At 33.8% G+C, this 22,897-nt stretch carries 20 protein-coding genes; 18 read left to right on the forward strand and 2 right to left on the reverse strand.

The annotated features are described in order from the left end of the window. Positions 1 to 619 precede the first annotated feature (619 nt). A complete protein-coding gene (locus Q3Y49_RS14170; RefSeq protein ID WP_303269038.1) occupies positions 620 to 1,342 on the reverse strand; it encodes an alpha/beta fold hydrolase in 723 nt (240 codons plus the stop codon). Further along, positions 1,332 to 2,063, reverse strand: a complete 732-nt coding sequence (rluF, locus tag Q3Y49_RS14175) for a 23S rRNA pseudouridine(2604) synthase RluF (RefSeq protein ID WP_303269039.1) — start codon at positions 2,061 to 2,063, stop codon at positions 1,332 to 1,334. Before rluF ends, Q3Y49_RS14170 begins: the two co-directional genes overlap by 11 nt. A gap of 293 nt (positions 2,064 to 2,356) precedes the next feature. On the opposite strand from rluF, the gene Q3Y49_RS14180 reads away from it, so the two are divergent. The 18 genes from Q3Y49_RS14180 (at position 2,357) to Q3Y49_RS14265 (ending at position 22,878) form a co-directional block, all read left to right on the forward strand. Next, entirely contained in the window at positions 2,357 to 3,163 is an 807-nt protein-coding gene (locus tag Q3Y49_RS14180) for a polysaccharide biosynthesis/export family protein (RefSeq protein ID WP_303269040.1), read from the forward strand. 6 nt (positions 3,164 to 3,169) lie between these two features. Then, the gene (locus tag Q3Y49_RS14185) at positions 3,170 to 5,587 is read left to right on the forward strand and encodes a GumC family protein (protein WP_303269041.1); all 2,418 of its coding nucleotides are present in this window, start codon (positions 3,170 to 3,172) and stop codon (positions 5,585 to 5,587) included. Positions 5,588 to 6,266: 679 nt separating this feature from the next. Next, the gene (locus Q3Y49_RS14190) at positions 6,267 to 6,794 is read left to right on the forward strand and encodes an ArsR family transcriptional regulator (RefSeq protein ID WP_303269043.1); all 528 of its coding nucleotides are present in this window, start codon (positions 6,267 to 6,269) and stop codon (positions 6,792 to 6,794) included. Positions 6,795 to 7,073: 279 nt separating this feature from the next. Further along, the gene (locus Q3Y49_RS14195; RefSeq protein ID WP_303269044.1) at positions 7,074 to 8,129 is read left to right on the forward strand and encodes an NAD-dependent epimerase; all 1,056 of its coding nucleotides are present in this window, start codon (positions 7,074 to 7,076) and stop codon (positions 8,127 to 8,129) included. A gap of 141 nt (positions 8,130 to 8,270) precedes the next feature. Further along, complete coding sequence (locus Q3Y49_RS14200; protein WP_303269045.1) at positions 8,271 to 9,500, forward strand: glycosyltransferase family protein; 1,230 nt, start codon at positions 8,271 to 8,273, stop codon at positions 9,498 to 9,500. A gap of 68 nt (positions 9,501 to 9,568) precedes the next feature. Then, positions 9,569 to 11,011 carry a lipopolysaccharide biosynthesis protein gene (locus Q3Y49_RS14205; RefSeq protein WP_303269046.1) on the forward strand — a complete coding sequence of 481 codons (1,443 nt, stop codon included), beginning with the start codon at positions 9,569 to 9,571 and terminating at the stop codon, positions 11,009 to 11,011. Between the two features lie 93 nt (positions 11,012 to 11,104). Beyond that, the gene (locus tag Q3Y49_RS14210) at positions 11,105 to 12,073 is read left to right on the forward strand and encodes a glycosyltransferase family 2 protein (protein ID WP_303269048.1); all 969 of its coding nucleotides are present in this window, start codon (positions 11,105 to 11,107) and stop codon (positions 12,071 to 12,073) included. Positions 12,074 to 12,142: 69 nt separating this feature from the next. Continuing rightward, complete coding sequence (locus Q3Y49_RS14215) at positions 12,143 to 13,144, forward strand: NAD-dependent 4,6-dehydratase LegB (RefSeq protein WP_303269050.1); 1,002 nt, start codon at positions 12,143 to 12,145, stop codon at positions 13,142 to 13,144. Positions 13,145 to 13,212: 68 nt separating this feature from the next. Further along, positions 13,213 to 13,815 carry a NeuD/PglB/VioB family sugar acetyltransferase gene (locus Q3Y49_RS14220; RefSeq protein ID WP_303269052.1) on the forward strand — a complete coding sequence of 201 codons (603 nt, stop codon included), beginning with the start codon at positions 13,213 to 13,215 and terminating at the stop codon, positions 13,813 to 13,815. Position 13,816: 1 nt separating this feature from the next. Next, positions 13,817 to 14,839 carry an N-acetylneuraminate synthase gene (gene neuB, locus Q3Y49_RS14225; RefSeq protein ID WP_303269054.1) on the forward strand — a complete coding sequence of 341 codons (1,023 nt, stop codon included), beginning with the start codon at positions 13,817 to 13,819 and terminating at the stop codon, positions 14,837 to 14,839. Beyond that, the gene (neuC, locus tag Q3Y49_RS14230) at positions 14,836 to 15,945 is read left to right on the forward strand and encodes a UDP-N-acetylglucosamine 2-epimerase (RefSeq protein WP_303269056.1); all 1,110 of its coding nucleotides are present in this window, start codon (positions 14,836 to 14,838) and stop codon (positions 15,943 to 15,945) included. The genes neuB and neuC overlap by 4 nt, the downstream gene beginning before the upstream one ends. Further along, entirely contained in the window at positions 15,942 to 16,985 is a 1,044-nt protein-coding gene (locus Q3Y49_RS14235; protein WP_303269057.1) for a nucleotidyltransferase family protein, read from the forward strand. The genes neuC and Q3Y49_RS14235 overlap by 4 nt, the downstream gene beginning before the upstream one ends. After that, complete coding sequence (locus Q3Y49_RS14240; RefSeq protein WP_303269059.1) at positions 16,985 to 17,671, forward strand: acylneuraminate cytidylyltransferase family protein; 687 nt, start codon at positions 16,985 to 16,987, stop codon at positions 17,669 to 17,671. The genes Q3Y49_RS14235 and Q3Y49_RS14240 overlap by 1 nt, the downstream gene beginning before the upstream one ends. Beyond that, positions 17,655 to 18,860, forward strand: coding sequence for a hypothetical protein (locus tag Q3Y49_RS14245; RefSeq protein ID WP_303269060.1), 1,206 nt, complete (start codon positions 17,655 to 17,657; stop codon positions 18,858 to 18,860). The genes Q3Y49_RS14240 and Q3Y49_RS14245 overlap by 17 nt, the downstream gene beginning before the upstream one ends. 24 nt (positions 18,861 to 18,884) lie before the next feature. Beyond that, complete coding sequence (locus tag Q3Y49_RS14250) at positions 18,885 to 19,895, forward strand: glycosyltransferase family 52 (protein WP_303269062.1); 1,011 nt, start codon at positions 18,885 to 18,887, stop codon at positions 19,893 to 19,895. Positions 19,896 to 19,922: 27 nt separating this feature from the next. Next, positions 19,923 to 21,467 carry a hydroxymethylglutaryl-CoA lyase-like TIM-barrel protein gene (locus Q3Y49_RS14255; RefSeq protein ID WP_303269064.1) on the forward strand — a complete coding sequence of 515 codons (1,545 nt, stop codon included), beginning with the start codon at positions 19,923 to 19,925 and terminating at the stop codon, positions 21,465 to 21,467. Between the two features lie 57 nt (positions 21,468 to 21,524). Further along, positions 21,525 to 22,262 (forward strand): 3-deoxy-manno-octulosonate cytidylyltransferase, encoded by a 738-nt coding sequence (locus Q3Y49_RS14260; RefSeq protein ID WP_303269065.1) that lies wholly within the window; start codon positions 21,525 to 21,527, stop codon positions 22,260 to 22,262. Continuing rightward, entirely contained in the window at positions 22,249 to 22,878 is a 630-nt protein-coding gene (locus Q3Y49_RS14265; RefSeq protein WP_303269066.1) for an HAD family hydrolase, read from the forward strand. Before Q3Y49_RS14260 ends, Q3Y49_RS14265 begins: the two co-directional genes overlap by 14 nt. Positions 22,879 to 22,897: the final 19 nt, after the last annotated feature.

A 22,897-nucleotide genomic window follows, 5' to 3' on the forward strand; every position in this document is an offset into this window, starting at 1 on the left:
GGACTCTAGGGTTGATCAAGATGAAAATAGGGTCATTAGGGATATTCAGTCCTGAAAGGACGAATTTCACTAACACGGGGTGCAGCCCTGTGTGAAAGGTAGTAGCTGTTCCCAAAGCCCTGAAAGGGCGGCATTAACAGAAGCCAGAAGAATTATCATTTCTCCGTATATTTCGCCCCTTCAGGGCTAGGTTTAGTTTTGGTCTTTTAGAATGGGGCTTCACCCCATATTCAGATATGTCGTCCCTTCGGGACTTTTAGTCCTGAAAGGACGTATTTCTCTAAGATGGGGTGAAGCCCTGTATGAAAGGTAGTAGCTGTTCCCAAAGCCCTGAAAGGCGGCATAATCCGTCCCTTGAAAGATTCTAAGTATCCTTTCCCATCATATTTCACCCCTTCGGGGCTAAGTTGAGCTATTATTCTACCATGGGGCTTCACCCCACATTAAGATATTTCGTCCCTTCGGGACTCTAGGGTTGATCAAGATGATAATCGGGCCACTAGGGATATTTAGTCCTGAAAGGACGTATTTCTCTAACACGGGGTGAAGCCCTGTGTGAAAGGTAGTAGCCTTTCCCAAAGCCCTGAAGGGGCGGCATAATGTAGGACTTTCCGAGTATTTACTGCCCCAAATAACTAGATAAAATCTTTTGGATAGATGCGTGCTGCGTTAAAGTCATCATATGTGAACCATTCTCAATAATATGATCTGCTTTTACATTTCGGATAGGTATTGTATGGTCTTTAGTCCCGTGGATGTGAATTAATGCCTCCTGTACTTTCTCCCTGTCCCAATTGATAATCATAGAGACGGTACGTTTCATATAAACCGGATCTTTGGCAGACAGCATATTTTTGAAGGTAACTTTGTTAGTGTTTCTGTCTGGTTCTATAATGGGCTGTAAAAATTTGGCACCTCCCAACATTAATTTTGGTGGTACTAATTTATAAATGGGAATCAGCCGTTGGAAGCGATATCTTAAGGGAAGTTCTTTTCGGGATTTTGCTGAGGAAATAATAATCGATTGTTCGGGATTTAAGTTTTCATTCATTTCTGAGATAATCATACCGCCCAATGAAACTCCAATCAAAATATATTTTTGAGTAGTATCTATTTGATGGGAAACTACTCTGGCAAATTCCCTCATGGAACAGCCCTTCATGGGAATAGGGTATTCGATGTGAACAATTTCGAATTTCTCAGCAAATTTTAGACTATCGAATATTCGCTCGTCAGAACCTTGACCAGGAAAAAGATAAATAGTGGTTTTCTGTTGCGAAAAAATAGGACTTGGTGAATTCAGGCTGATTAGTAGGACTAATATGAACAGTCTAATTATCATAGGTTTTAGAAGAGTTGCTCACCAATTGATTAATTTCTTTTAGTTCCGACTCACTGAGGTATCGCCATTTTCCTTTTTCGATATCTAATGTAACGTTCATTATTCTGATGCGCTTTAAACTGGCTACTTTATAGTCAAAATATTCACACATCCGCCTAATTTGCCGGTTTAGCCCCTGAGTCAAAATTATTTTAAACGTCTCTTTGCCCAATTGTTCAACATGGCATTTTTTGGTTACAGTATCCAAAATAGGAACTCCCTTGGCCATTTTTTGAATAAAGTCTCCTTTAATAGGTTTGTTGAGTCGAACGATATATTCTTTCTCGTGATTATTTCTAGCTCTTAATATCTTATTGACTATATCCCCATCATTGGTCAAGAAAATAAGGCCTTCACTATACTTATCTAATCTCCCAATTGGAAATATTCTTTCCGGATAATTGATGTAATTAATAATATTATCTTTCTCTCTTCGCGTATCAGTAGTGCAAACTATTCCCCTGGGTTTGTGGAATGCCAAGTATACGAAGTCTGATTTTGGTTCTGTTACCAATTTGCCTTTCACCCTTACCTCATCACTTGGAGCCACTTTAGTCCCCATTTCAGGTATTTTTCCATTGATGGTTACTGCGCCTTCTTCAATGAGTCGGTCTGCTTCACGTCTAGAGCAATATCCCGCTTCGCTTAAGTATTTATTGATTCGTTTTAGTGGAGTTTCCAATATGTACGCTTTCTCTTTTCAACTTTAGACCACAAAAATAACCACAAGAAGTTTGAATATGCCAAGACTTTTGAAGTTTATATCTTGTAAAGGCAAATTTTGAGTCATTGAAATGTCTTGTCCTCAACTAGATAAGCTTTTTGAGCACATCCAGAACTCTATAAAACAACGTTTATGAGAAGATTAAAATATTAGAGCTTCATTAAAATCAAAAGAAATGCAGTGACATTATTAATTCCTGAATTATTATTTCTTAATTAAAATTCCTTAGTTTTGTCATTTGAAAAAGAAAAATGTTGATTAGAAATTTAATATTATTTGTTACAGTTGCCATATTTTTTGTCTCTTGTGTAGGAAATAAACGATTAGTATATCTACAAAAAGATGATTTACACGAGAATCAACCAAAAGATACCGTTTTAAGGGAATATGAACTGACCTATCACGATTATAAAATCCAACCACAAGATATTCTTTCAGTTCAGTTCAACAGCATCACAGAAGAAGACTTTGATATCTTCAGCGACTTTGGAATGGGTGGTGGAAATATGGGTGGTGGAGGAGGTGGCATGATTGGCCTGAGAGGTGAATTGGTAGATCCGCATGGGCAGATAGGTTTTCCAGTTGTTGGAAAAATCAAGGTGCAGGGAATGACCATTTTTGAGGTTCAAGATACTTTGCAATCTATTGCAACGCAATATGTTGAAGATCCGGTTGTAAAAGTTCGACTTTTAAATTATAGATTCACGATTTTGGGAGAAGTAAATGGAGAGGGTGTTGTAACTACGCAAAATACCAGAGTGACATTTATGGAAGCCATCGGAATGGCAGGTGGACTGACTGAGCTGGCCGACAGAGGAACAGTCAAAGTAGTGCGACAAAAGGGAGATCAAGCCGAGATTTTTTACATTGATTTGCTCCAGGAAGAGTTTATTGAATCTGAAGACTTTTATGTCTACCAAAATGATATTATCATCGTGCCACCGTTAAAACAAAGACCGATAAGGCGCTACTATGGTCAGAATTTGGGTCTTTTGCTGTCGTCAGTTTCAGCCATATTATTTATCGGAAGTTTTTTTGGTTTAAACCCTACAAGATAAAAGATATTGGATAATCAATTTAACCCATATAGTTCTGATTTTGCCGACCCAAGCATGGGCACCTCATCCACTAATGGTAATCAATTAATTGATTTTAAGCGCGTATTATATAAGGTCATTAAATTTTGGTATGTAATAGTAATTACCTCGCTCATATCCCTAGCTGCAGCTTATATTATCAATCGTTATACTACTAGAATCTATCCCGTTAATGCTTCTATCATGATTAAGGAAAATCAAGAAGAGGTAGGGGCAAAATTTTTGTATAATAATGCCATTTCAGATCCTTATAGAAACTTCTATAACGAAATGTATGTGATTAAATCTTTTCCACTTATTCGCTCTGCTGTGGAAGAATTAAATTTTCAAGTGGCCTTTTACAGAGAGGGAGAAATTAAAAGCTCAGAGTACTATAACCCAAATTTTCCTATTCAAATTGAAGCTGAAACAGGAAGCGAATTACCATATGGAAAATCAGCGGGTCTTACTTTCATAAACCAAAAGCAATTTAAGCTTTCTAATTTAACCCTTACAGAGGAAGGGGAGACTCAAAAAGGTGAAAATATTTTTCAATTTGGTGATCTAGTGCCCATTAATGGCCATAAAGTGATCTTGCGAAATGAAGGAGTAATTGCTGAAAGTGATCTAAATAAATACTATGTACTAAGATTCAATGATCCTGAAAGTATTACTGGGCAATACCAGTCTAAACTAAGTGCAAAGTGGGCGGAACAGGGTTCTTCGGTTTTGAACTTGAGTTTAAATGGTGCCGAACCGCGAAAGGAAATTGATTTTCTCAGTACTTTTATCAAAAAATATCAGAAGCTGGACATTGATCGAAAAAATCAAACAGCCAACCAGACGATACAGTTTATCGATGAGCAGTTAAATGAGATTTCTGATACATTGCAATTCTATGAGCAAAAGCTGATGGAATTTAAAAAGCAGAATGTGGTGACCAATATGGATGGTGAAGCAGTACGGATTTATGAGAATTTAAGAGAGATAGAACAAGCCGCAGTACAATACACCGTTCAGGAACAGTATTATAATTATCTCCGAAACTTTTTAAAGGATGCCGATAAGAAAATGGATCAAGTGGTCACGCCACAAAGTGTGGGAATTGAAGATCAGGTGATTGCAGAAATGCTAGGTAAACTGTTGCAATTGGATATTGAAATTAAGCGCTTCCAACAAAAGGATAAGGCCGTGAATCCTGTTTTAAAAGACAAAAAGCAACAAATTAGAGCCCTAAAGATGAATATCTTGAGCAGTATAAAAACCTTGGAGGAAACTAGAGCGATTATGCAAAAGTCGGTAAAGCGGCAACAACAGATTTTAGAAGATCAATTAAGGCTTTTGCCCAATTTGCAGCAGGATTTTATAAATATTAAAAGAGACTATTCCTTTCGAGAGGGTTTGTTTACATTTTTAATGCAGAAGAGGGCAGAAGCAGCTATATCTCAAGCTTCTACTACCAGTGATATTAGAATGGTAAATCCACCAAAATTGGCCGGAGGACCGATTACACCTAAAACCACTCAAAATTATCTGATTTTCTTAATAGTGGGATTAATCATTCCTATTGGTTTCTTCATAGTATTGGAACTCTTCAATAATAAAATTCAGTCAAAAGAGGACATTGAACGAGCAACTGGCATTCAAGTGATTGGCGGAATTGGCCATAAAAAACTGGAAGATAATCTAGTGGTTTACCGAAAGCCAAGGTCGGCAGTATCTGAGTCTTTTCGAGCGTTGCGTTCTAATCTGAATTTCTACACAGAAGGAAAAGAAAAGAAAATATTCTTGGTAACTTCTTCGATTTCGGGAGAGGGTAAAACGTTTACTACGATTAATCTTGCTACCGTTTTAGCCCTTTCGGGACGACCGACACTACTGATAGGAGCTGATATGAGAAGGCCGAAAATCTATGATGATTTCAATCTTCATAATGAATTTGGTTTAAGTAATTTGCTATCTGGTCAAGCAGAGTTGAGGGAGGTAGTTCAAAAAACAGAGATTGAAAATCTAGATCTTTTGAGTGGTGGTCCTATTCCACCGAATCCAAGTGAGTTATTGATGAAGCCATTGATGAAGGAAAACCTTGACAAAGCTTTTCACAGCTACGACTTTATCATTATCGATTCTCCTCCTATAGCCTTAGTAACAGATGCTTTCGTACTTTCTAAATTTGCGGATCATACCATCTTTATGGTAAGGCAAGATTATACGCCTAAAGAAGCAGTGGTGGCAGCTAATGAATTGTATAGTAAGGGAAAAATCAAAAATATTAGCATTCTCTTCAATGATATTAAGAAAGCTGGACCTGGTTATGGTTATGGCTACGGCTATGGTTACGGCTATGGTTATGGTTATGGCTACGGCAAGCGTAATGATGGTCATGGTTATTATCATGAAAGTTAATTAAATAAGAATTAAGAATTAAATTTTTTTGCTTGGCTTGTGGGGGGAGTGTATAAAGATACAAATCATTTACGGCCTTTCACCTGTATTTATTTCGTTGACCTCAAAACGCCTTGCTTCTAAATTAATATTAGCTTTCATAATTAGAAAAAAAGGGAGTTAGTTCTTTTCTTCTACTATTTACCATCTCTATTGCAAATAAGAAATTAATCTCATAAATTTATAATTGAGTAGTTATTCTACTCGTTATGTGTTCACTTAAACTTTATCTTATCAAAGAAAAGTTCAATTTTGTTAAGTTTGAGTTTAATATCGATCGTATTCTACGAAACCCAATCTGTGAGCACTATCCCCTTGAGGGGATTATAGGGGTGTCGGTCTGATCGATAGTTTAATATATGCTTATACTGCAATAGTAATGTGTTAAGCCCGAACTGGGACTGAAAGGGCGAAGCTGAAACTAATTACGAATTAATAATTATATAATTAAGAATTAGAGCCAGGTTCCTATATGTAATTAAAGTTGAGAAAATCAATACGTTACTGATTAATACAGTTCAGTAAATGTAAATAATGACGAATAGACCACTGCAGACTTCCCACTTCCAACTTCAAGCATCACAACAAAAGAGTTCGATTCCATTTGCTCGTTAAGAATTAGCTTCCCTTATTAAAATAAATGCTCGAAACACTAGTCACCTCAAAAACCCGAATAAAACTCCTGCTGAAATTCTTCCTGAATGCGCAGACCAAGAGCTATTTGCGTTCTTTGGAAGGGGAATTTGGAGAAAGCACTAATGCCATCCGACTGGAGCTTAACAAATTTGAGGAAGCGGGAATGTTGAAAGCAGATGTGAAAGGCAATAAAAAGGTTTACCAAGCCAATACGAAGCATCCGCTTTTTGAAGATATTCACAACATTATCAAAAAATATATTGGCATCGACCGTGTCATCGAGCAAATCATAGGCAAAGTTGGCCAGCTTCAAAAAGTATATTTGATAGGCGAATACGCCAAAGGAGTGGATAGCGGAATTATTGATTTCCTTTTAGTTGGAAAGCAGTTCAACCATGAATATATTGCTAATATGACATCTATTGCTGAAAGAAAAGTAGAACGTAAAATTCGCTTTTTGTTTATGGACCCGGAAGAGTTTGTGGGACAAGTACCGACTGCTGAGGCGGGTTTATTGCTTTGGGAAAATTAGATAATTACGAATTGGGAATTATCGAATTAAGAATTTGTCAGCTCAGCTAGTCCTCGTTTGTAACGAGGATTCGTAAATTATCGAGTTTTTAACTAGCTACACAGAAAATGATGATAGTGTTTCGCTGCGTAAACTTTGCGCCTCCCCAGCTTTGCGTGAGATTTGCTAACAGCCTTTGGCTGTCCTTTTGTTTTCTTTTGTCACTTTTGTGGTATAGAATTAATCAGCTTTAGCTGATTTAATCTCAGTTTTAGACTGTAAAAATATAATCTTAGAAATTTGAAAAAAATATTAGTAACAGGTTCAGCGGGGTTCATTGGCTTCCATTTAACCAAAGCCCTCCTTGAGCGTGGCGATACCGTTATCGGCTACGACAACATCAACGATTACTATGATGTAAACCTCAAATACGGCCGCCTCAACGAACTCGGGATCAAAAGAGAACTGGTCAAAGACCATCAATTAGTCCTTAGCCAGCAGTACCCGAATTTCCGATTTGTAAAAGCCGATCTATGCGACAGAGATTACCTTTACCAATTATTTGAAGAAGAACAATTTGACCATGTCATTAACCTGGCAGCACAAGCAGGCGTACGCTATTCGGTACAAAATCCGCAAGCTTATATAGACGCCAATATTCAAGGCTTTTTAAATATATTAGAAGCTTGCAGACATTATCCTGTAAAACATTTAGTTTACGCCTCTTCCAGCTCAGTTTACGGCAGTAATACACAAATGCCCTTTTCAGTGCACCACCATACTGACCACCCCTTATCACTATATGCCGCCACCAAAAAGAGCAATGAGATGATGGCCCATACTTACAGCCATTTGTTTAATATTGCCACTACAGGCATACGCTTTTTCACGGTTTACGGCAGTTGGGGCAGACCCGATATGGCACTTTTCCTTTTTGCTGAAGCTATCAGAAACGGAGAAAAAATCAAGGTGTTTAATCATGGGGAAATGGAAAGGGATTTTACTTATGTAGGGGATATTGTAAATGGTGTAATGGCAGCTTTAGATCAACCCGCAACTGGCAATGCAGCATTTGATACTAATATACCCGATGCTGGTAGTTCTAATGCACCTTATCGTCTCTACAATATTGGCAACAACCAACCGGTTAAACTTTTAGACTATATAGAAGCATTAGAGAAAGCCATGGGTAAAACAGCGGAAAAAGAATTTCTGCCCATGCAAGCTGGGGATGTAAAAAAAACCTATGCAGATGTGCAGGATCTTATTAATGATTTTAATTATCAACCGGATACGTCATTGGAAAGAGGAATAGGGGAGTTTGTGGAGTGGTTTATTGCTTATAAAAATTCATAGGGGTGAACCTTGATAGCGATTAATCTCCAAAAATTCAATATAGAAAATATTGTTTGAGGAATTTCTGATTTTTGGCTTATTTAGTGATTACATGAATAAAATATCATAAAATAAAAATTCATCTAATTGAAAATTAGATGAATGAACATAGAAACAATGGATAATGTTAAAAAAGTACTAATATTAGGTATTGGACAGACCAATTTTTTAGGACCATTATATAAAATTATAAAAAGAAGTAATCCTCATCTTAAGTTTTTTCTAAACAGGAAAAAAGTTTTGTCTGATGATATAACTGATGATAATGATTTATTCAATAAACAGAATGAAAACAGATTTTCAGTGTTTTCTTTTTTTAGTTTGTTCAAAACTATTTATTTGAAAGTTATTTTTTTAACACTGATCGAGGAAGGGTTCAAAAAGTTTTTAATAAATGCATATTTTATTATTGAATCAATTTACCTGTTTGATCGAAAGGATAAATATGATATTTACCACTATCACTTTGTTAACTTTAAAAATTTAATATCTATTCCTTTGTTAAAAAAGAATAGACGAATTATAGTATCATTTTGGGGATCTGATTTACTAAGGAATTATGATATGATTAATCATTTCTTTGTGAGATATGCACTCCTAAAAGCAGACGTAATTACAATACAATCGCTAGATCTTAAAGAATTTCTCGTTACAAAATATGGCAGAGACCTTTACGAAAAAATCAAGGTAATTAAATTTAAACTAGACCAATCAATTTTTGAGAATATTGATTCAATAAATAATGAAAATGATAAGTCTAATTTTATTGACGATCATAAGGTGAATATTTTAGTGGGGCATAATGCTAATACAGCGAATAGGCATAAGGAAATTATCGAAGCATTAAAGGATCTTAGTGCAGAAACAAAAGCAAAAATAAATTTAATTTTTGTTTTTAGCTATGGAATAGAAAATGCAGACTTTTTGAAATATTATAAGGGACTATTAATTGAGAAGTTATGTGAATATAAGTTTCAATATGTTTTTATAGATTCATTTTTGAGTCAAAAGGAAATAGCAAAACTTAGAAAATTCGCTAATATTAATATTCATCTACCTGTGTCTGACGCTCTAAGTGCAGCGATTACTGAAACAATGTACGCTGAGAATTTAGTTATAACTGGAGCCTGGTTACCTTACGGTCCATTTAGAAGAAAGGGGATTTTTTTTAGTGAAATAGGTGATTTTAATCAGTTGGCTGAAAAGGTAGGATCAGCTGTTTGTGATTGGGATTTAAAAAAGCGAAAATTAGTTGGAAATAGACAAAAAGTTATTGAAGAATTTTTAAATCAGAACATAGAAGAAGATTGGTGTAGTGTTTATAATTTCTAGAAGAAAAAATTGAGCGCATAAATTTGTAATTCTACTTAAATAAATTTTCTCTTCTCTTATCATTATAAATGAGTACTCATAAGAAAATTGTAAATGGCTTAAACTGGAGTTTTTTAGCACAAGCCTATTCAGTACTGTCTCAGTTTACATTTGGCATATGGTTGGCAAGACTGTTAGGTCCAGAGGTATACGGAACCGTAGCTATGATAACAATTTTCAGTGGACTAGCTCAAATGTTATTAAACTTTGGATTCTCTGCTGCGCTAATTCAAAAAAAGAATGTAAGCAATATTGACTATTCCACAGTTTTCTGGTTCAATTTGTTTATCTCATTATTGATTTATCTACTTTTTTATTTCGCTAGTGGATACATTGCTGTCTTTTATGATCTTCCTGAACTTGAGTTATACACTAAGGTAATAGCTATTCAATTTTTGCTTTCAGTTTTTGCTATTACTCAGGATGTGCAACTTACTAAAAGAGTTGATTTTAAGACAAAAGCCTTTAATAATGTATTAAGTAGTTTATTATCTTACATTGTTGCGATTTTTTTAGCCTATAACGGCTTTGGAGTATGGGCTTTGATTTGTCAGATAATTCTCACAAGGATAATTATAATAATATTATTGTATATAGAAGTCTCCTTTACACCACTTTTCAAATTCAGTCTTGTAAGCTTTAAAGAAATGCTATTATTTGGCTCAGCAATTACGGGTGAGTCTTTTCTAAATTACTTCTCGAGAAATTTCGATAATTTTTTAATTGCAAAATTTGCTGGTGAGGATGTATTGGGTGCCTATAGCAAAGCATATGGTTTAGTTCTTTTTCCTATTAAAAATTTAAGCAATGTTGTAAAAAATGTTTTATTTCCCTCTTTTTCTTTAATGCAATCAAATATAAAAGAGATTAAAAATTATTACTTAAAAGTTACCAGTTTTATTGCATACATTGTTTTTCCACTAATGGGTTTAGTGGCATTGCTAGCAGAGGAAATTGTTCTTATATTGTATGGCGTAAAATGGGTGAAGATGATTCCTTTTTTAGAAATTTTTGCCTGGCTAGGAGCTGTTCAAGCTATAATAACTATTAATGGTACTATTTATTTATCGCAAGGAAAAGCGAATATAGCATTTATGATTACAGTATTTACTTCGATTGTATTAGCTCTAAGCATTATAATTGGATTTCTACTGAATGGGGCAATAGGTGTAGCCTACGGTTTATTGATTACACAATTTATAGTTACTTACCCAATTCTATATACAGCATTAAAGTTAATTGAAATGAAGGTTAGGATTTTGTTTAATAACTTGATAAGAATATTTTATGTTTTTATTTCTAGTTTACTTTTGAGTTATTTTTTGAAACTTGCAATTGATTTTTCAGATTTACTTGAAATCTTGATAATCTCAATTATGTTTGTGATTTTTTATATAGTTGGTAGTGTACTCTTTCAATTAGAACCATTTCTTTTCTTAAGAAGAAAATTACTTGACACTTTTATCAAATAGGGGTTTTAATAGAAAAGCGGAGTAGTTTGTTCAAACTATTAACATTAAATAATTTTATTTTAGCAATGTTTAATATTATATAATTTAGACTTAATGAAAGAATTAAATATTTCGGTGATTATACCTGTATTTAATGCTGAAAAATTTGTAATTGAAGCCGTGGAATCAGCAGTTTCCCTTTCAGAAGTGACTGAAATTTTGTTGATTGAAGACGGTTCTCCCGATAAGGCCTTAGATGTATGTTTAGATTTAACAGAAAAGTATAATAAGGTAAAACTCTTTCAACATCCAAACGGAGAAAACAGAGGTGCTGGTATCAGTAGAAATTTGGGAATAGAAAAGGCCAAATGCGATTGGGTTGCTTTTTTAGATGCTGACGATTTTTATTTGCCAGATCGTTTTATTCACGCTAAGAATATCCTGAGAAGAGGCGGTGATGTTGATGGAGTTTATGAGGCTGCTGGTACTTCGTTTGTCAATGAAGAAGCAAGAAATCATTGGGAAAGCATAAAATTCAAAGTAAGTGGTAATTTAAATACTTTAACAACTGTTACGGAACTTGTCTCTCCCAATGATTTATTTTATAAGATAATGCCATTTGGGTCTGCAGGCTATTTTAGTTTAAATGGATTACTGATCAAAAAATCTGCTTTATTAAGTGTGGGCTGTTTTCCCAATTTAAGAATGTTTCAGGATACAGTATTAATATCCAAGCTGGTTGCCAAGTATAAATTACTTCCTGGATCTATAGAGAAACCCATTGCTATGAGAAGAGTTCATAGCGATAACAGAATTAATTCTTTTAAAAATGTAGAAAAGAAGCCTTTTTTTAACTCTTACCCTTCAATTGGTTTTAAAAATAGAATGCTTATGTGGTTGGAAATCTGGAAATGGGGTAAAAAGAACTTCAGTAAATCGCAAAGAAAACATTTTAAAGGGAGATTTATAAAATTCTTATTAATTCCATTTACAAATAGAAAAAGAGAAGGCTTCTTTTATCCAATTGAATCCTTGACTCAAGTGATCTGGTATATTTGGTACGCTAACCTTGGCAAGAAGTAACCGCATTTCATCATAACATGAAAAAAAGTTGTCCTTTTTAAGTTCAGGAACTAATGTCAATTTTATAAGATGATAAATTTAAGTAGTAAGAAAGTATTAATTACAGGAGCCGATGGATTTATCGGTAGTCATTTGACAGAAAAATTGGTAGATGAAGGGTTTAAAGTTAAGGCCTTTGTTTATTATAATTCTTTTAATTCATGGGGCTGGCTGGATACTATACCTAAAGAGAAATTAGCTAAAATTGAAATATTTTCAGGAGATATCCGTGATCCAAATGGCGTAAGAACTGCTATGAAAAATGTGGATATTGTATTTCATTTAGCGGCTTTAATTGCTATTCCTTTTAGCTATCATTCTCCGGATTCTTATATTGATACTAACATTAAGGGAACACTTAATATCATTCAGGCAGCCAAAGATTTAGGTACGGAAAGGGTATTGGTTACCTCTACCTCTGAAGTTTATGGTACTGCTCAATTTGTTCCCATTACTGAAGAACATCCAAAACAACCTCAGTCACCGTATTCAGCAAGTAAAATAGGTGCTGATTGCATAGCCGAATCTTTTTATCGTAGTTTTGATTTACCAATTACCATCGTTAGACCTTTTAATACTTACGGTCCAAGGCAATCTGCTAGGGCTATTATTCCAACCATAATTTCTCAATTGTTAAAAGGTGAAACTGAAATTAAATTAGGTGATTTAAGACCAACTCGTGATTTGCTCTTTGTAGAAGATACAGTTAATGGGTTTATTGAAATAGCCAAATCGGATAGTGCAATAGGGGAGCATATCAATATTGCTACTGAATCTGAAATTTCTATGCAAGAATTAGCGCAAGGTTTAATTGATATTATTAATCCTAAAGCGAAAATCATAACGGATGAAGAAAGATTAAGACCAGAGAAGAGCGAGGTTTTTCGATTATTTGGTTCAGCCCAAAAAATCAAAGAACTAACAAACTGGAAACCTCAGTATAATTTAACTTCTGGATTAAATAAAACAGTTGAATGGTTTTCAAAAGTTGAGAATCTTAAGAATTATAAAGCAGATATTTATAATATATGATTTTATTTAAATTAATTTTAACTAATGTATTTCTATAAGAATTGGCAGAATTTAAAAATATAATCTTAATGGGTTATTCGGGCCATGCCTATATGGTAATTGATGTAGCGATATCAATAGGCTTAAATACTATTGCTTATTTTGAATTCGAAAAGGCATCATTAAATCCCTTTAATCTTGAATTTTTGGGCAGAGAACAAGATTTTGCAGACCAAGAATTTCTAAATGATAAAATCATATTTCCAGCTGTCGGAAATAACCATATAAGAAGAAAACTTATTAGTGAAATTGAAAATGAAAATTGGAATCAAACAGTTCTTGCGGATAAATCTTCTATAATATCATCAAAAGCAAATGTCGACCTGTCGTCATTAATAGGAGTTAAAGCTGTGGTTAATAGCCTTGCAAAAGTAGGAAAAGGCGTTATAATTAATACTGGTTCAATAGTAGAGCATGAATGTGTAATTGGTGATTTTTCTCATATAGCTCCAGGTGCAATTTTAACTGGGGGTGTTAGAGTTGGAGAAATGTCTTTTATTGGCGCTGGATCGGTGGTGAAAAATGGAATTTCGATAGGCAATAATGTAGTCATTGGTGCGGGCAGCGTGGTACTTCATGATGTGCCAAACAACGAAACATGGGTAGGTAATCCTGCAAAAAAAATAAAGTAATATGCGTAAAGTGATCATAATAGCGGAAGCAGGAGTGAATCATAATGGAGATTTGGAGCGGGCAAAGGAGCTGATTAAGGTTGCTGCAAATGCGGGAGCTGATTTTGTTAAGTTTCAAACTTTTAAAGCTGACAAAATTGTAAGTAAAGTAGCTAAAAAGGCATCCTATCAAAGTAAAAACATAAATGATGGGGATAATTCTCAGTATAATATGCTTAAAAAACTGGAAATCCCTGACGCATGGTATCCTGAATTATTAGTTTTATGCAAAAAAGAAAACATTGAATTTCTTTCTACTGGATTCGATAATGAAAGCATTGATTTTTTAAATGATCTGCCTATTGAATTGTTTAAAATTCCTTCAGGAGAATTGACGAATAAGTCTTATTTACAGCATATTGCCAAAAAGAAAAAACCAGTAGTTTTATCAACTGGTATGGCGGATATAAGAGAAATTAATGATGCGGTAGAGGTTTTAATTGATGCTGGTTTAGACAAATCAAATTTAGCAGTTCTTCATTGCAATACGGAATATCCAACTCCCATGGAGGATGTCAACCTCAAAGCCATGTTGCATATTCAAAATGAAATAGGAGTTGAAGTTGGTTATTCAGATCATACTTTAGGAATAGAAGTCCCTATTGCAGCAGTCGCACTAGGAGCCAAAGTAATAGAAAAACATTTTACTTTAGATAGAAATTTACCGGGACCAGATCATAAAGCTTCATTAGAACCTGATGAATTGGTAGCAATGGTGAAAGCAATTAGAAATATTGAAATGGCAATAAGTGGTAATGGAATTAAAGCTCCGAGTAAAAGTGAAATACCTAATAAAGTAGTTGCAAGAAAATCTATCCACACTTTAAACGTATTAGGAAAAGGACATACACTGCAAGAATCAGATTTAATTATGCGAAGACCAGGAGATGGTATTAGTCCAATGGATATTGACCAGATTGTTGGAAGAAAATTGAAATCGGATTTAGCTGCTGATGTTAAACTTTCACTAGAGCATTTAGCATGAAAAAGGTACTGGTCTTAACAAGTTCAAGAGCTGATTTTGGAATTTACTTTCCATTATTGACAAAAATGAAAGCTTCAAAAAAAATCGATCTTTCCATCTTGGCTTTTGGAACACATTTGTCTAAATTTCATGGATATACGCTTGATCAAATCAGAGAATCAGGCTTAGAAGTTGACTATACGATCAGTAGTTTAGTTTTAGGGGATACAGCAGGAGATATAGCAAATTCTTATGCATTGACTGCTCAAAAATTCGCTGATTTTTGGTCACTTCATTCAAATGATTTTGATCTGGTTTTCGTATTAGGAGATAGATTTGAAATGGCAGCAGCTGTTTCTGCTGGTATTCCATTTAATATTAATTTTGCGCATATTCATGGTGGAGAAACTACATTAGGAGCAATTGATAATATTTATCGCCATAGTATTTCTCTGGCTTCAAAATGGCATTTTGTTTCCTTGACAGATTTCAATAGCCGACTTGAATCTATTTTAGACAATAAAGATAACATTTATACTGTCGGGGCATTAAGCTTAGACAATATCAAAGAGATTCCGTTACTAGGTCTTGATGAATTTCATACTAAATGGCAAATAAATTTAGCTAAACCTACAATTTTAATCACAGTCCATCCGGAAACAGTAGCTTCTGCAATCAATAAATTTTATGCAGAAGAATTGTATAAGAGTTTGAGTGTTTTAGCCAATGATTATCAATTGGTAATTACAATGCCCAATGCAGATACCTTAGGAAGTTTATATAGAGCACAGTATGATAAATTAAAAAAAGATTTTACTTCAAGAGTATTTCTGATTGAAAACTTTGGTACGAGCTCTTATTTGACTGCCATGAAGTATGCCTCTCTAATGCTTGGGAATACTTCTAGTGGCATTATAGAAGCGGCAAGTTTTCAAAAATTTGTAATTAATATAGGTGATAGACAAAAAGGTAGAAAAGCAGGAGATAATGTTTATCATGTTATTTTTAATTCTGAAGCTATAATTCAGGCCGTTAAGGATATTGAAAATAAAACCTATCAAGGTGAAAATATATATCATAAGGGAGATGCAGCGGATCAAATCATTCAAGTAATTGAAAAACTATGACCTTTAAAAAGCATTTAATAAATCACAATAGTACTGTTAAAGAAGCACTAGCCAAATTAGATCAATTGGCTGCAGATGCCATTTTATTTGTGGTTGATGAGAGCCAGAAACTAATTGGCTCATTGACTGATGGAGATGTAAGAAGGGGTTTATTAAAAGATTTATCTATAAGTCAGAAGGTAGTTGATTTTATTCAACCCAATCCTAAGTACATTATTAAATCAAACTATAATGTAGAGGATTTAGAAAAGTTTAGAAATGCCAATTTAAAAGTAATACCAGTTCTGAATGATACACATCAAGTTGTAAATGTCATCAATTTTAGATTTTTAAAATCATACTTGCCAATAGACGCCATTATTATGGCAGGAGGCAAAGGGACAAGACTGAAACCTTTAACGGATAATACGCCTAAGCCCTTATTGAAAGTAGCTGATAGACCTATAATTGAACATAATATTGATCGGTTGATAAGCTATGGTATAGATGATTTTTGGCTATCTATAAATTATCTAGGCAAACAATTAGAAGATTATTTTGCAACAGGGGAAAGCAAAGGTGTGCGAATTAATTATGTTACTGAAGATAAACCATTAGGTACCATAGGAGCAGCAAGAGCTATAAATAACTTTCAACACGAAACAGTTTTGGTTACCAATTCAGATATTTTAACAAATCTTGATTATGAGGATTTTTATAAAGATTTCATTCAATCTGATGCAGATTTATCGGTAGTGACTATTCCTTATGAAGTCTTAATTCCTTATGCCGTATTGGAAATGGATAAGGGAATTGTAAAATCATTTAAGGAAAAGCCTACCTATACGTATTATTCAAATGGCGGGATATATTTGATTAAAAGAGAATTATTGGAATTGATTCCAAAGAATGAGTTTTACAATGCAACTGATTTGATGGAACAATTAATCAAGCAAGGGAAAAAAGTTAATTCTTATCCTTTAAGAGGCTATTGGTTGGATATAGGGAAGCATGAAGATTTCCAAAAAGCCCAAGAGGATTTTAAACATATAAAATTTTGATGAAGCCTTTAGTAGTAATACCAGCAAGAGGTGGTTCAAAAGGAGTTCCCCGTAAAAACATAAAAGATTTAGGGGGTAAACCTCTGATTTATTATACTATTGAGGCTGCCAGAGAAGTTTTTGAAGATAAACACATTCTCGTTAGTACTGATGATGAAGAAATTAAAGAAGTTGTCGAAAAAACAGGTCTTAAAGTACCTTTTATAAGGCCAAAGGAATTAGCAACAGATACAGCCGGAACACAGGAGGTTTTAAAACACGCCATTAAGTTTTCTGAGGACAATGGCTATTTCCCTGATACCCTAGTTCTATTACAGCCTACTTCACCTTTTAGAACAGGGGAGCATTTAAAGAAAGCAATAGACTTATATCATGATAATATAGACATGGTAGTTTCCGTAAAAGAAACGAAATCAAATCCGTACTATTTGTTATTTGAAGAAAATGAAGAAGGATATTTAGAAAAATCTAAAGAAGGTAATTTTACCAGAAGACAAGATGTTCCAAAAGTATGGGAGTATAATGGAGCTGTTTATGTTATAAATATTAATTCCTTAGAGAAGAGCCGAATGAATCAGTTCAATAGAATTTTAAAATTTGAAATGAGCCAAAAATCTTCTCATGATATAGATGATCTGATAGATTGGTTAATTGCAGAAAAATTATTGGATGAGGATTTTACTTAATTTTAATTACGATAGAAATCAATGGCTGGAATTATTAAAACCACTTTTTCCATCAAATGAAATTCATTGGCTTCGTTATATTTCTAAAACTGAGGATCAAAATAAGCATTTGGAATCTCATCAATATCATTATTGGTCTGATTATGCCTCGGCTCAAGAAACTCTTATAGTTATTAATCCTGATGTTATTATAATAATGGATAATAAATCTCCATTATCAATTGCTTTAATTTATTCTGCGAAAAACGCTAAAATTCCTGTTTATTATTTACAACATGGAGTTTTGGCTAGTTATAAAGATTATAAAATTCTTGAGGCTAATCTCATAAGTACTGATAATAATAGAATTGAGAAGTTAAGTGAACTTAAAGCAAAAGCTGGTTTCAGCACCTTTTCTTATTTCAAGAATTCTCTAGGGCTTAGATTTTTTCATCCAAAAACCATTCTTTATTTATTAATAGCTAAAAAATATGGAGAGCGGACAGCAGCATATTTAATTAAAGATGAAATAAGAATACCAGATAAATATCTTTGCTTTAGTGTGGAAAATGCAAAGCTTCATTTTGAACTAGATGGAAATATAGAAAAGAGAATAAATGTTGTCGGTTTTCCAGAGCTAGAGAAAATTGTGAGGGAGTACGAAAAAGTAACATCGGAGAATTCTAATAATTATTGGCTTCATATTGATCAACCTTTATCTGGCGGAGATTTGGGAGAACAATTTATTTCTGAAGAAAAACATCACCAAATATATTTAAGTTTATCCCAGAAAGCAGCTGAGAATCAGAGTATGCTTTACGTTAAATTGCATCCAGGGAGCTTTTTGAAAGAAAATTTACCCCAAGATGAAAATATTGTTTATTTAAGAGAGGTAGAGAGTTTAGCATTTCTTATAAAAAATGCCCGCGTTTGCACAGGATTTTACTCTAGTTTACTTCTACCTTGCATTGCATTCAAGCCTACTATCCTAATTAAAATCATCGATTTGTCGTGGTATACAAGTATGAGTAAATACCCAAACGTTTTTGTAACAAATGATATTTTGGAAATAGAAAATATACCTCAAGAGGCCAACTCAGATGATTCAGATAAGTTTTTAGCTGTACAGGGCTATTTTGAAGATGACAGTTTTGAGGATAGAGTTTTAAAAAAATTGCAAGACTCAACTGTATTTTTTGAGGAAAAATAGGTTCAGAAATACAAGAAATATTTTATGGTTAATATTTTTTTTGCTACTACAACACTTCAATTGCTCAATTGCATAGATGAGGCTAAAAATTATTCAGCCTCAGAAAACATTTTAATTTTTGGTAAAAAGCACCCAAATCTTGATTTGAAATTAATTGAGGAAGTAAAAGATTTTGGTACTAAGTACTTGTTCGATTATAGCATGTTTGACCCTTTTAAGAGATTTTTAAGCCTTAGAAGGATGATGGGGTCTGTCAAGGAAATAGCACAAACAGAAAATCTTAAAACCGTCTATTTTGGTAATATCTATGAAATGCAACAAAATTATTTCTTTCAGCATTTATCCGGTAAGGAAAGAATTGTTTTAGTCGATGATGGTACCTTGAATTTGAATTTTCCAGATCGCATTAAGAACGGTTATTTTATCAAGGGTCAGAAAAATTTGCAATATTATAAAAACCTTATTCTTTATCGGTATAAGGGGAAAGATGTTAATAGACCCGAGCTTTTTTCAATTTACAAATTAGACTATCCTGCAGAATTGTTGAGAAAGAATACTTATCAAAACTTATTTAAAGATAAGAAACATAATAAAGATGATAACAAAGTAGTTTTGATTGGCGCTAATTGGGCCAGTTACATTTCCTCCAAACAATACATAGAAATTCTTAAAAAGATTTGGAAAATGAATCAGAGAAAAGATATTATATATTGTCCGCACCCTGCCGAAAACTTAAACTTATTAGAAGAAAGTTTTAATGCATGGGGATTTAAAACAAAAAAAAACAGTCTAGGGATAGAATGGTATTTGATTAACGAAGCAGATTTTATACCTTCAAAAATTTATTCGTTTTCCAGTTCTGCAATGATTGTGCTTGATCAATTTTATAAAGGGAAGTCAGATCTCTTTATCTTACCTCCTTTATTAAAATTGGGTTTCAATAATCTGATTGTTTCCTACTTTAAAGAAAATAGAATTGGTAATTTTATGGACTGGAATGATATAGGAATTGATCATTTAGAAATTGTAGATTAAGTCCTCTTAAAATTTTATTATTTAATTATGCTTTCAAAAATATTAGACTGCACACTCCGGGATGGAGGATATTATACGCAATGGGATTTTGACAAAGAATTGGTTAATGTCTATTTTAAATCCTTTGATGAATTACCTGTAGAATATCTGGAAATCGGTTATCGCTCCAAACCCATGGGGGGCTATTTGGGAGAATATTTTTATTGTCCGGAATATGTTTTACATGCTGCAAAAGAAAATTCTGCTAAAAAACTAGTCATCATTTTAAATGAAAAAGATGTAAAAGCTGGTGATGCTAAAGAGTTGTTAAGTCCTTGCATTGGATACATTACTATGGTAAGGCTAGCTATAGACCCTGCTAATTTTAAAAGAGCATTAGTATTGGCGGAGGAAGTTAAAAAGCTGGGTTTTGAGGTCGGGTTCAACGTGATGTACATGTCTAATTGGAAACAGTATGCTGATTTCCTGGATTTGATCCCAGAAGTAGGTGGAATAGCCAACTATTTCTATATGGTTGATTCTTTCGGTGGGGTATATCCGGAAGATGTTAAGAATACATACGAATTGGTAAAAAGTAAAACGGATGTAAAAATTGGTTTTCATGGTCATAATAACTTAGAACTTGGGCTTATAAATACTCTAACAGCTTTAGATTGCGGTGCTGATATGGTGGATGCCACTGTCACAGGTATGGGCAGAGGAGCTGGGAACCTAAAAACAGAGCTATTATTAACAGCTCTTAACTCCAGGAGTGGTTTAGACGTTAATTTTAATGCATTAGGACTTGTAACTGATGCCTTTGTTTCGCTGCAGCAAAGGTATGAATGGGGTACCAATTTGCCCTATATGGTTTCTGGAGCTAATTCCTTGCCTCAAAAAGATGTAATGGAGTGGGTGACAAAGCGTTTTTATTCTTTTAATAGTATTATCCGCGCTTTACAGAATCAAAAGGAGGCTAAAAAAGATAATCAAAAATTACCGGAATTTGAGTCTTCTCAAAAATTTAAAAATGCTTTGATAGTAGGGGGTGGGCCAAGTGCAAATAGTCATTCCAGTGCCATTAAGGAATTCTTAAATAAAAATCCTGATACAGCTATTATTTATGCAAGCTCAAGGAATGCAAAATATTTTCAAAACCTAAAAAATACGCAGTATTTTTGTTTAATTGGGAGTGAGGGTCAGAGATTGGAAAGTGTATTGTCTGAGTTAACTGGCTTTACTGCTGATTGCATTTTGCCACCCTTTCCAAGAAAAATGGGAACGTACATTCCTCAACAACTGGAAGGTAAAACCCATGAACTGGTTTCATTTAGTAAAGAGGTAATAGCTGAAGATTCTCCTACTATTTTAGCTTTTGAATTGGCTAAAAAAATGCATGTGCAAAATGTCTATATTGTAGGCTATGATGGATATTCAGATGAATTGATGGGAGAAAAAGAGAAGGCACTTTTTGCAGAAAATGATGAGGTTTTTGACAATTACATTTCTGATTTTGATAAGCTTGAGAGCTTAACCCCAACCAAATATAAGAACCTGGATGTTCATTCTGTTTATAGTCTATTAGTTGAATAAAATCTGTAAATAGTTTTTAGGCAAGATTTTCTACTAAGCTAATTTAAACTTTTTTAGATGAAAGATTATATAGTTGTTATACCAGCACGCATGCAGTCTTCTCGTTTACCGGGTAAGCCTTTGATTGAGTTGCAAGGTAAAAGTATGATCCAACGAACTTTTGCGCAATGTACTAAAGCTGTTGATAAAAATCTTATCTATGTAGCCACTGATAGTGAGGAAATATATTCTCATTGCATGCAAAATGATATGCAGGTGTTAATGACTTCTGAAGAACATTTGACGGGTACAGATAGGGTAGCAGAAGTAGCTGAAAAAATTGAAGCAAAACATTATATCAATGTGCAAGGGGATGAGCCTATTTTCAATCCAGCTGATTTAAAGGAAACAATTAAAGCATTAAAAAAATATCCAGCAGATATTATTAACGGATATGCTATACTAGAAAAGGAAGCACAATACAAAAGTGTAACCATACCTAAATTAGTGTTTCGCCCTGATGGAAGGTTATTATATATGAGTAGAAGTCCTATACCTGGGAGTAAATCAGGTAGTTTAAGGAAATCCTGGAGGCAGATATGTATATATGTATTCCCTAAAAAAGCGCTAATTAGCTTTGCGAAGTGCAAAGAAAAAACGCCTTTAGAAGCAGAAGAGGACATAGAAATTTTACGTTTTTTGGAGCTGGGATTTGAGGTACGTATGATTCCTTTATCTAATGATTCGGTTGCAGTGGATACACCTGAGGATGCAGAAATTGTGAGAGAAATTTTAAAGATTAATGATGAAGGATAATAAATTTGAAAACATAAATACTATTTTTTGGGATTTCGATGGGGTAATAATGAATAGTAATGCTGTTAGAGATTCTGGTTTTGAAATGGTATTACAAGACTTTCCTAATGAACAGGTTAACCAATTGTTGGAATTTCATCAAAAAAATGGAGGTTTATCACGTTATGTGAAATTCCGTTATTTCTTTGAAGAAATACTTGGTCAATCAATTACGGATGAGCAAGTACATGTATGGGCTGAAAGATTTTCAAAAATTATGTTAGAGCGTCTCCAGGATAAAAGCATATTGATTGAAGAAACTGTACAATTTGTAGAGGAAAATTACAAAAACTATAAAATGATTATTGTTTCAGGTTCGGATCAAGCTGAGTTGAGAAAAATTTGTAAAGCTGTCGACATTGCTCAGTATTTTGAAAGAATCCACGGTTCACCTAAACCAAAAAAGGAATGGGTGACGCAAATATTGGAAGAAGAAAATATAGATGCTAATTCAGCAGTTTTGATAGGTGATTCGCTTAATGACTATGAGGCTGCAATTCATAATGGTATAAAATTTTATGGATTCAATAATGCTGCACTTCAAAAGAAAAACTTAAATTATATTGTAAACTTCTAATTGACTGGGGAAAAGCCCA

It is taken from the genome of Marivirga harenae, assembly GCF_030534335.1.
Taxonomy (GTDB): domain Bacteria; phylum Bacteroidota; class Bacteroidia; order Cytophagales; family Cyclobacteriaceae; genus Marivirga; species Marivirga harenae.

Bases quoted from the DNA above. Each gene is read 5' to 3' on its own strand.
- Q3Y49_RS14170 (WP_303269038.1), bottom strand. From the start codon at position 1,342: ATGATAATTAGACTGTTCATATTAGTCCTACTAATCAGCCTGAATTCA.
- Q3Y49_RS14180 (WP_303269040.1), top strand. From the start codon at position 2,357: ATGTTGATTAGAAATTTAATATTATTTGTTACAGTTGCCATATTTTTT.
- Q3Y49_RS14190 (WP_303269043.1), top strand. From the start codon at position 6,267: ATGCTCGAAACACTAGTCACCTCAAAAACCCGAATAAAACTCCTGCTG.
- Q3Y49_RS14200 (WP_303269045.1), top strand. From the start codon at position 8,271: ATGAACATAGAAACAATGGATAATGTTAAAAAAGTACTAATATTAGGT.
- Q3Y49_RS14205 (WP_303269046.1), top strand. From the start codon at position 9,569: ATGAGTACTCATAAGAAAATTGTAAATGGCTTAAACTGGAGTTTTTTA.
- Q3Y49_RS14210 (WP_303269048.1), top strand. From the start codon at position 11,105: ATGAAAGAATTAAATATTTCGGTGATTATACCTGTATTTAATGCTGAA.
- Q3Y49_RS14215 (WP_303269050.1), top strand. From the start codon at position 12,143: ATGATAAATTTAAGTAGTAAGAAAGTATTAATTACAGGAGCCGATGGA.
- Q3Y49_RS14220 (WP_303269052.1), top strand. From the start codon at position 13,213: ATGGGTTATTCGGGCCATGCCTATATGGTAATTGATGTAGCGATATCA.
- neuB (WP_303269054.1), top strand. From the start codon at position 13,817: ATGCGTAAAGTGATCATAATAGCGGAAGCAGGAGTGAATCATAATGGA.
- neuC (WP_303269056.1), top strand. From the start codon at position 14,836: ATGAAAAAGGTACTGGTCTTAACAAGTTCAAGAGCTGATTTTGGAATT.
- Q3Y49_RS14235 (WP_303269057.1), top strand. From the start codon at position 15,942: ATGACCTTTAAAAAGCATTTAATAAATCACAATAGTACTGTTAAAGAA.
- Q3Y49_RS14240 (WP_303269059.1), top strand. From the start codon at position 16,985: ATGAAGCCTTTAGTAGTAATACCAGCAAGAGGTGGTTCAAAAGGAGTT.
- Q3Y49_RS14245 (WP_303269060.1), top strand. From the start codon at position 17,655: ATGAGGATTTTACTTAATTTTAATTACGATAGAAATCAATGGCTGGAA.
- Q3Y49_RS14250 (WP_303269062.1), top strand. From the start codon at position 18,885: ATGGTTAATATTTTTTTTGCTACTACAACACTTCAATTGCTCAATTGC.
- Q3Y49_RS14255 (WP_303269064.1), top strand. From the start codon at position 19,923: ATGCTTTCAAAAATATTAGACTGCACACTCCGGGATGGAGGATATTAT.
- Q3Y49_RS14260 (WP_303269065.1), top strand. From the start codon at position 21,525: ATGAAAGATTATATAGTTGTTATACCAGCACGCATGCAGTCTTCTCGT.
- Q3Y49_RS14265 (WP_303269066.1), top strand. From the start codon at position 22,249: ATGATGAAGGATAATAAATTTGAAAACATAAATACTATTTTTTGGGAT.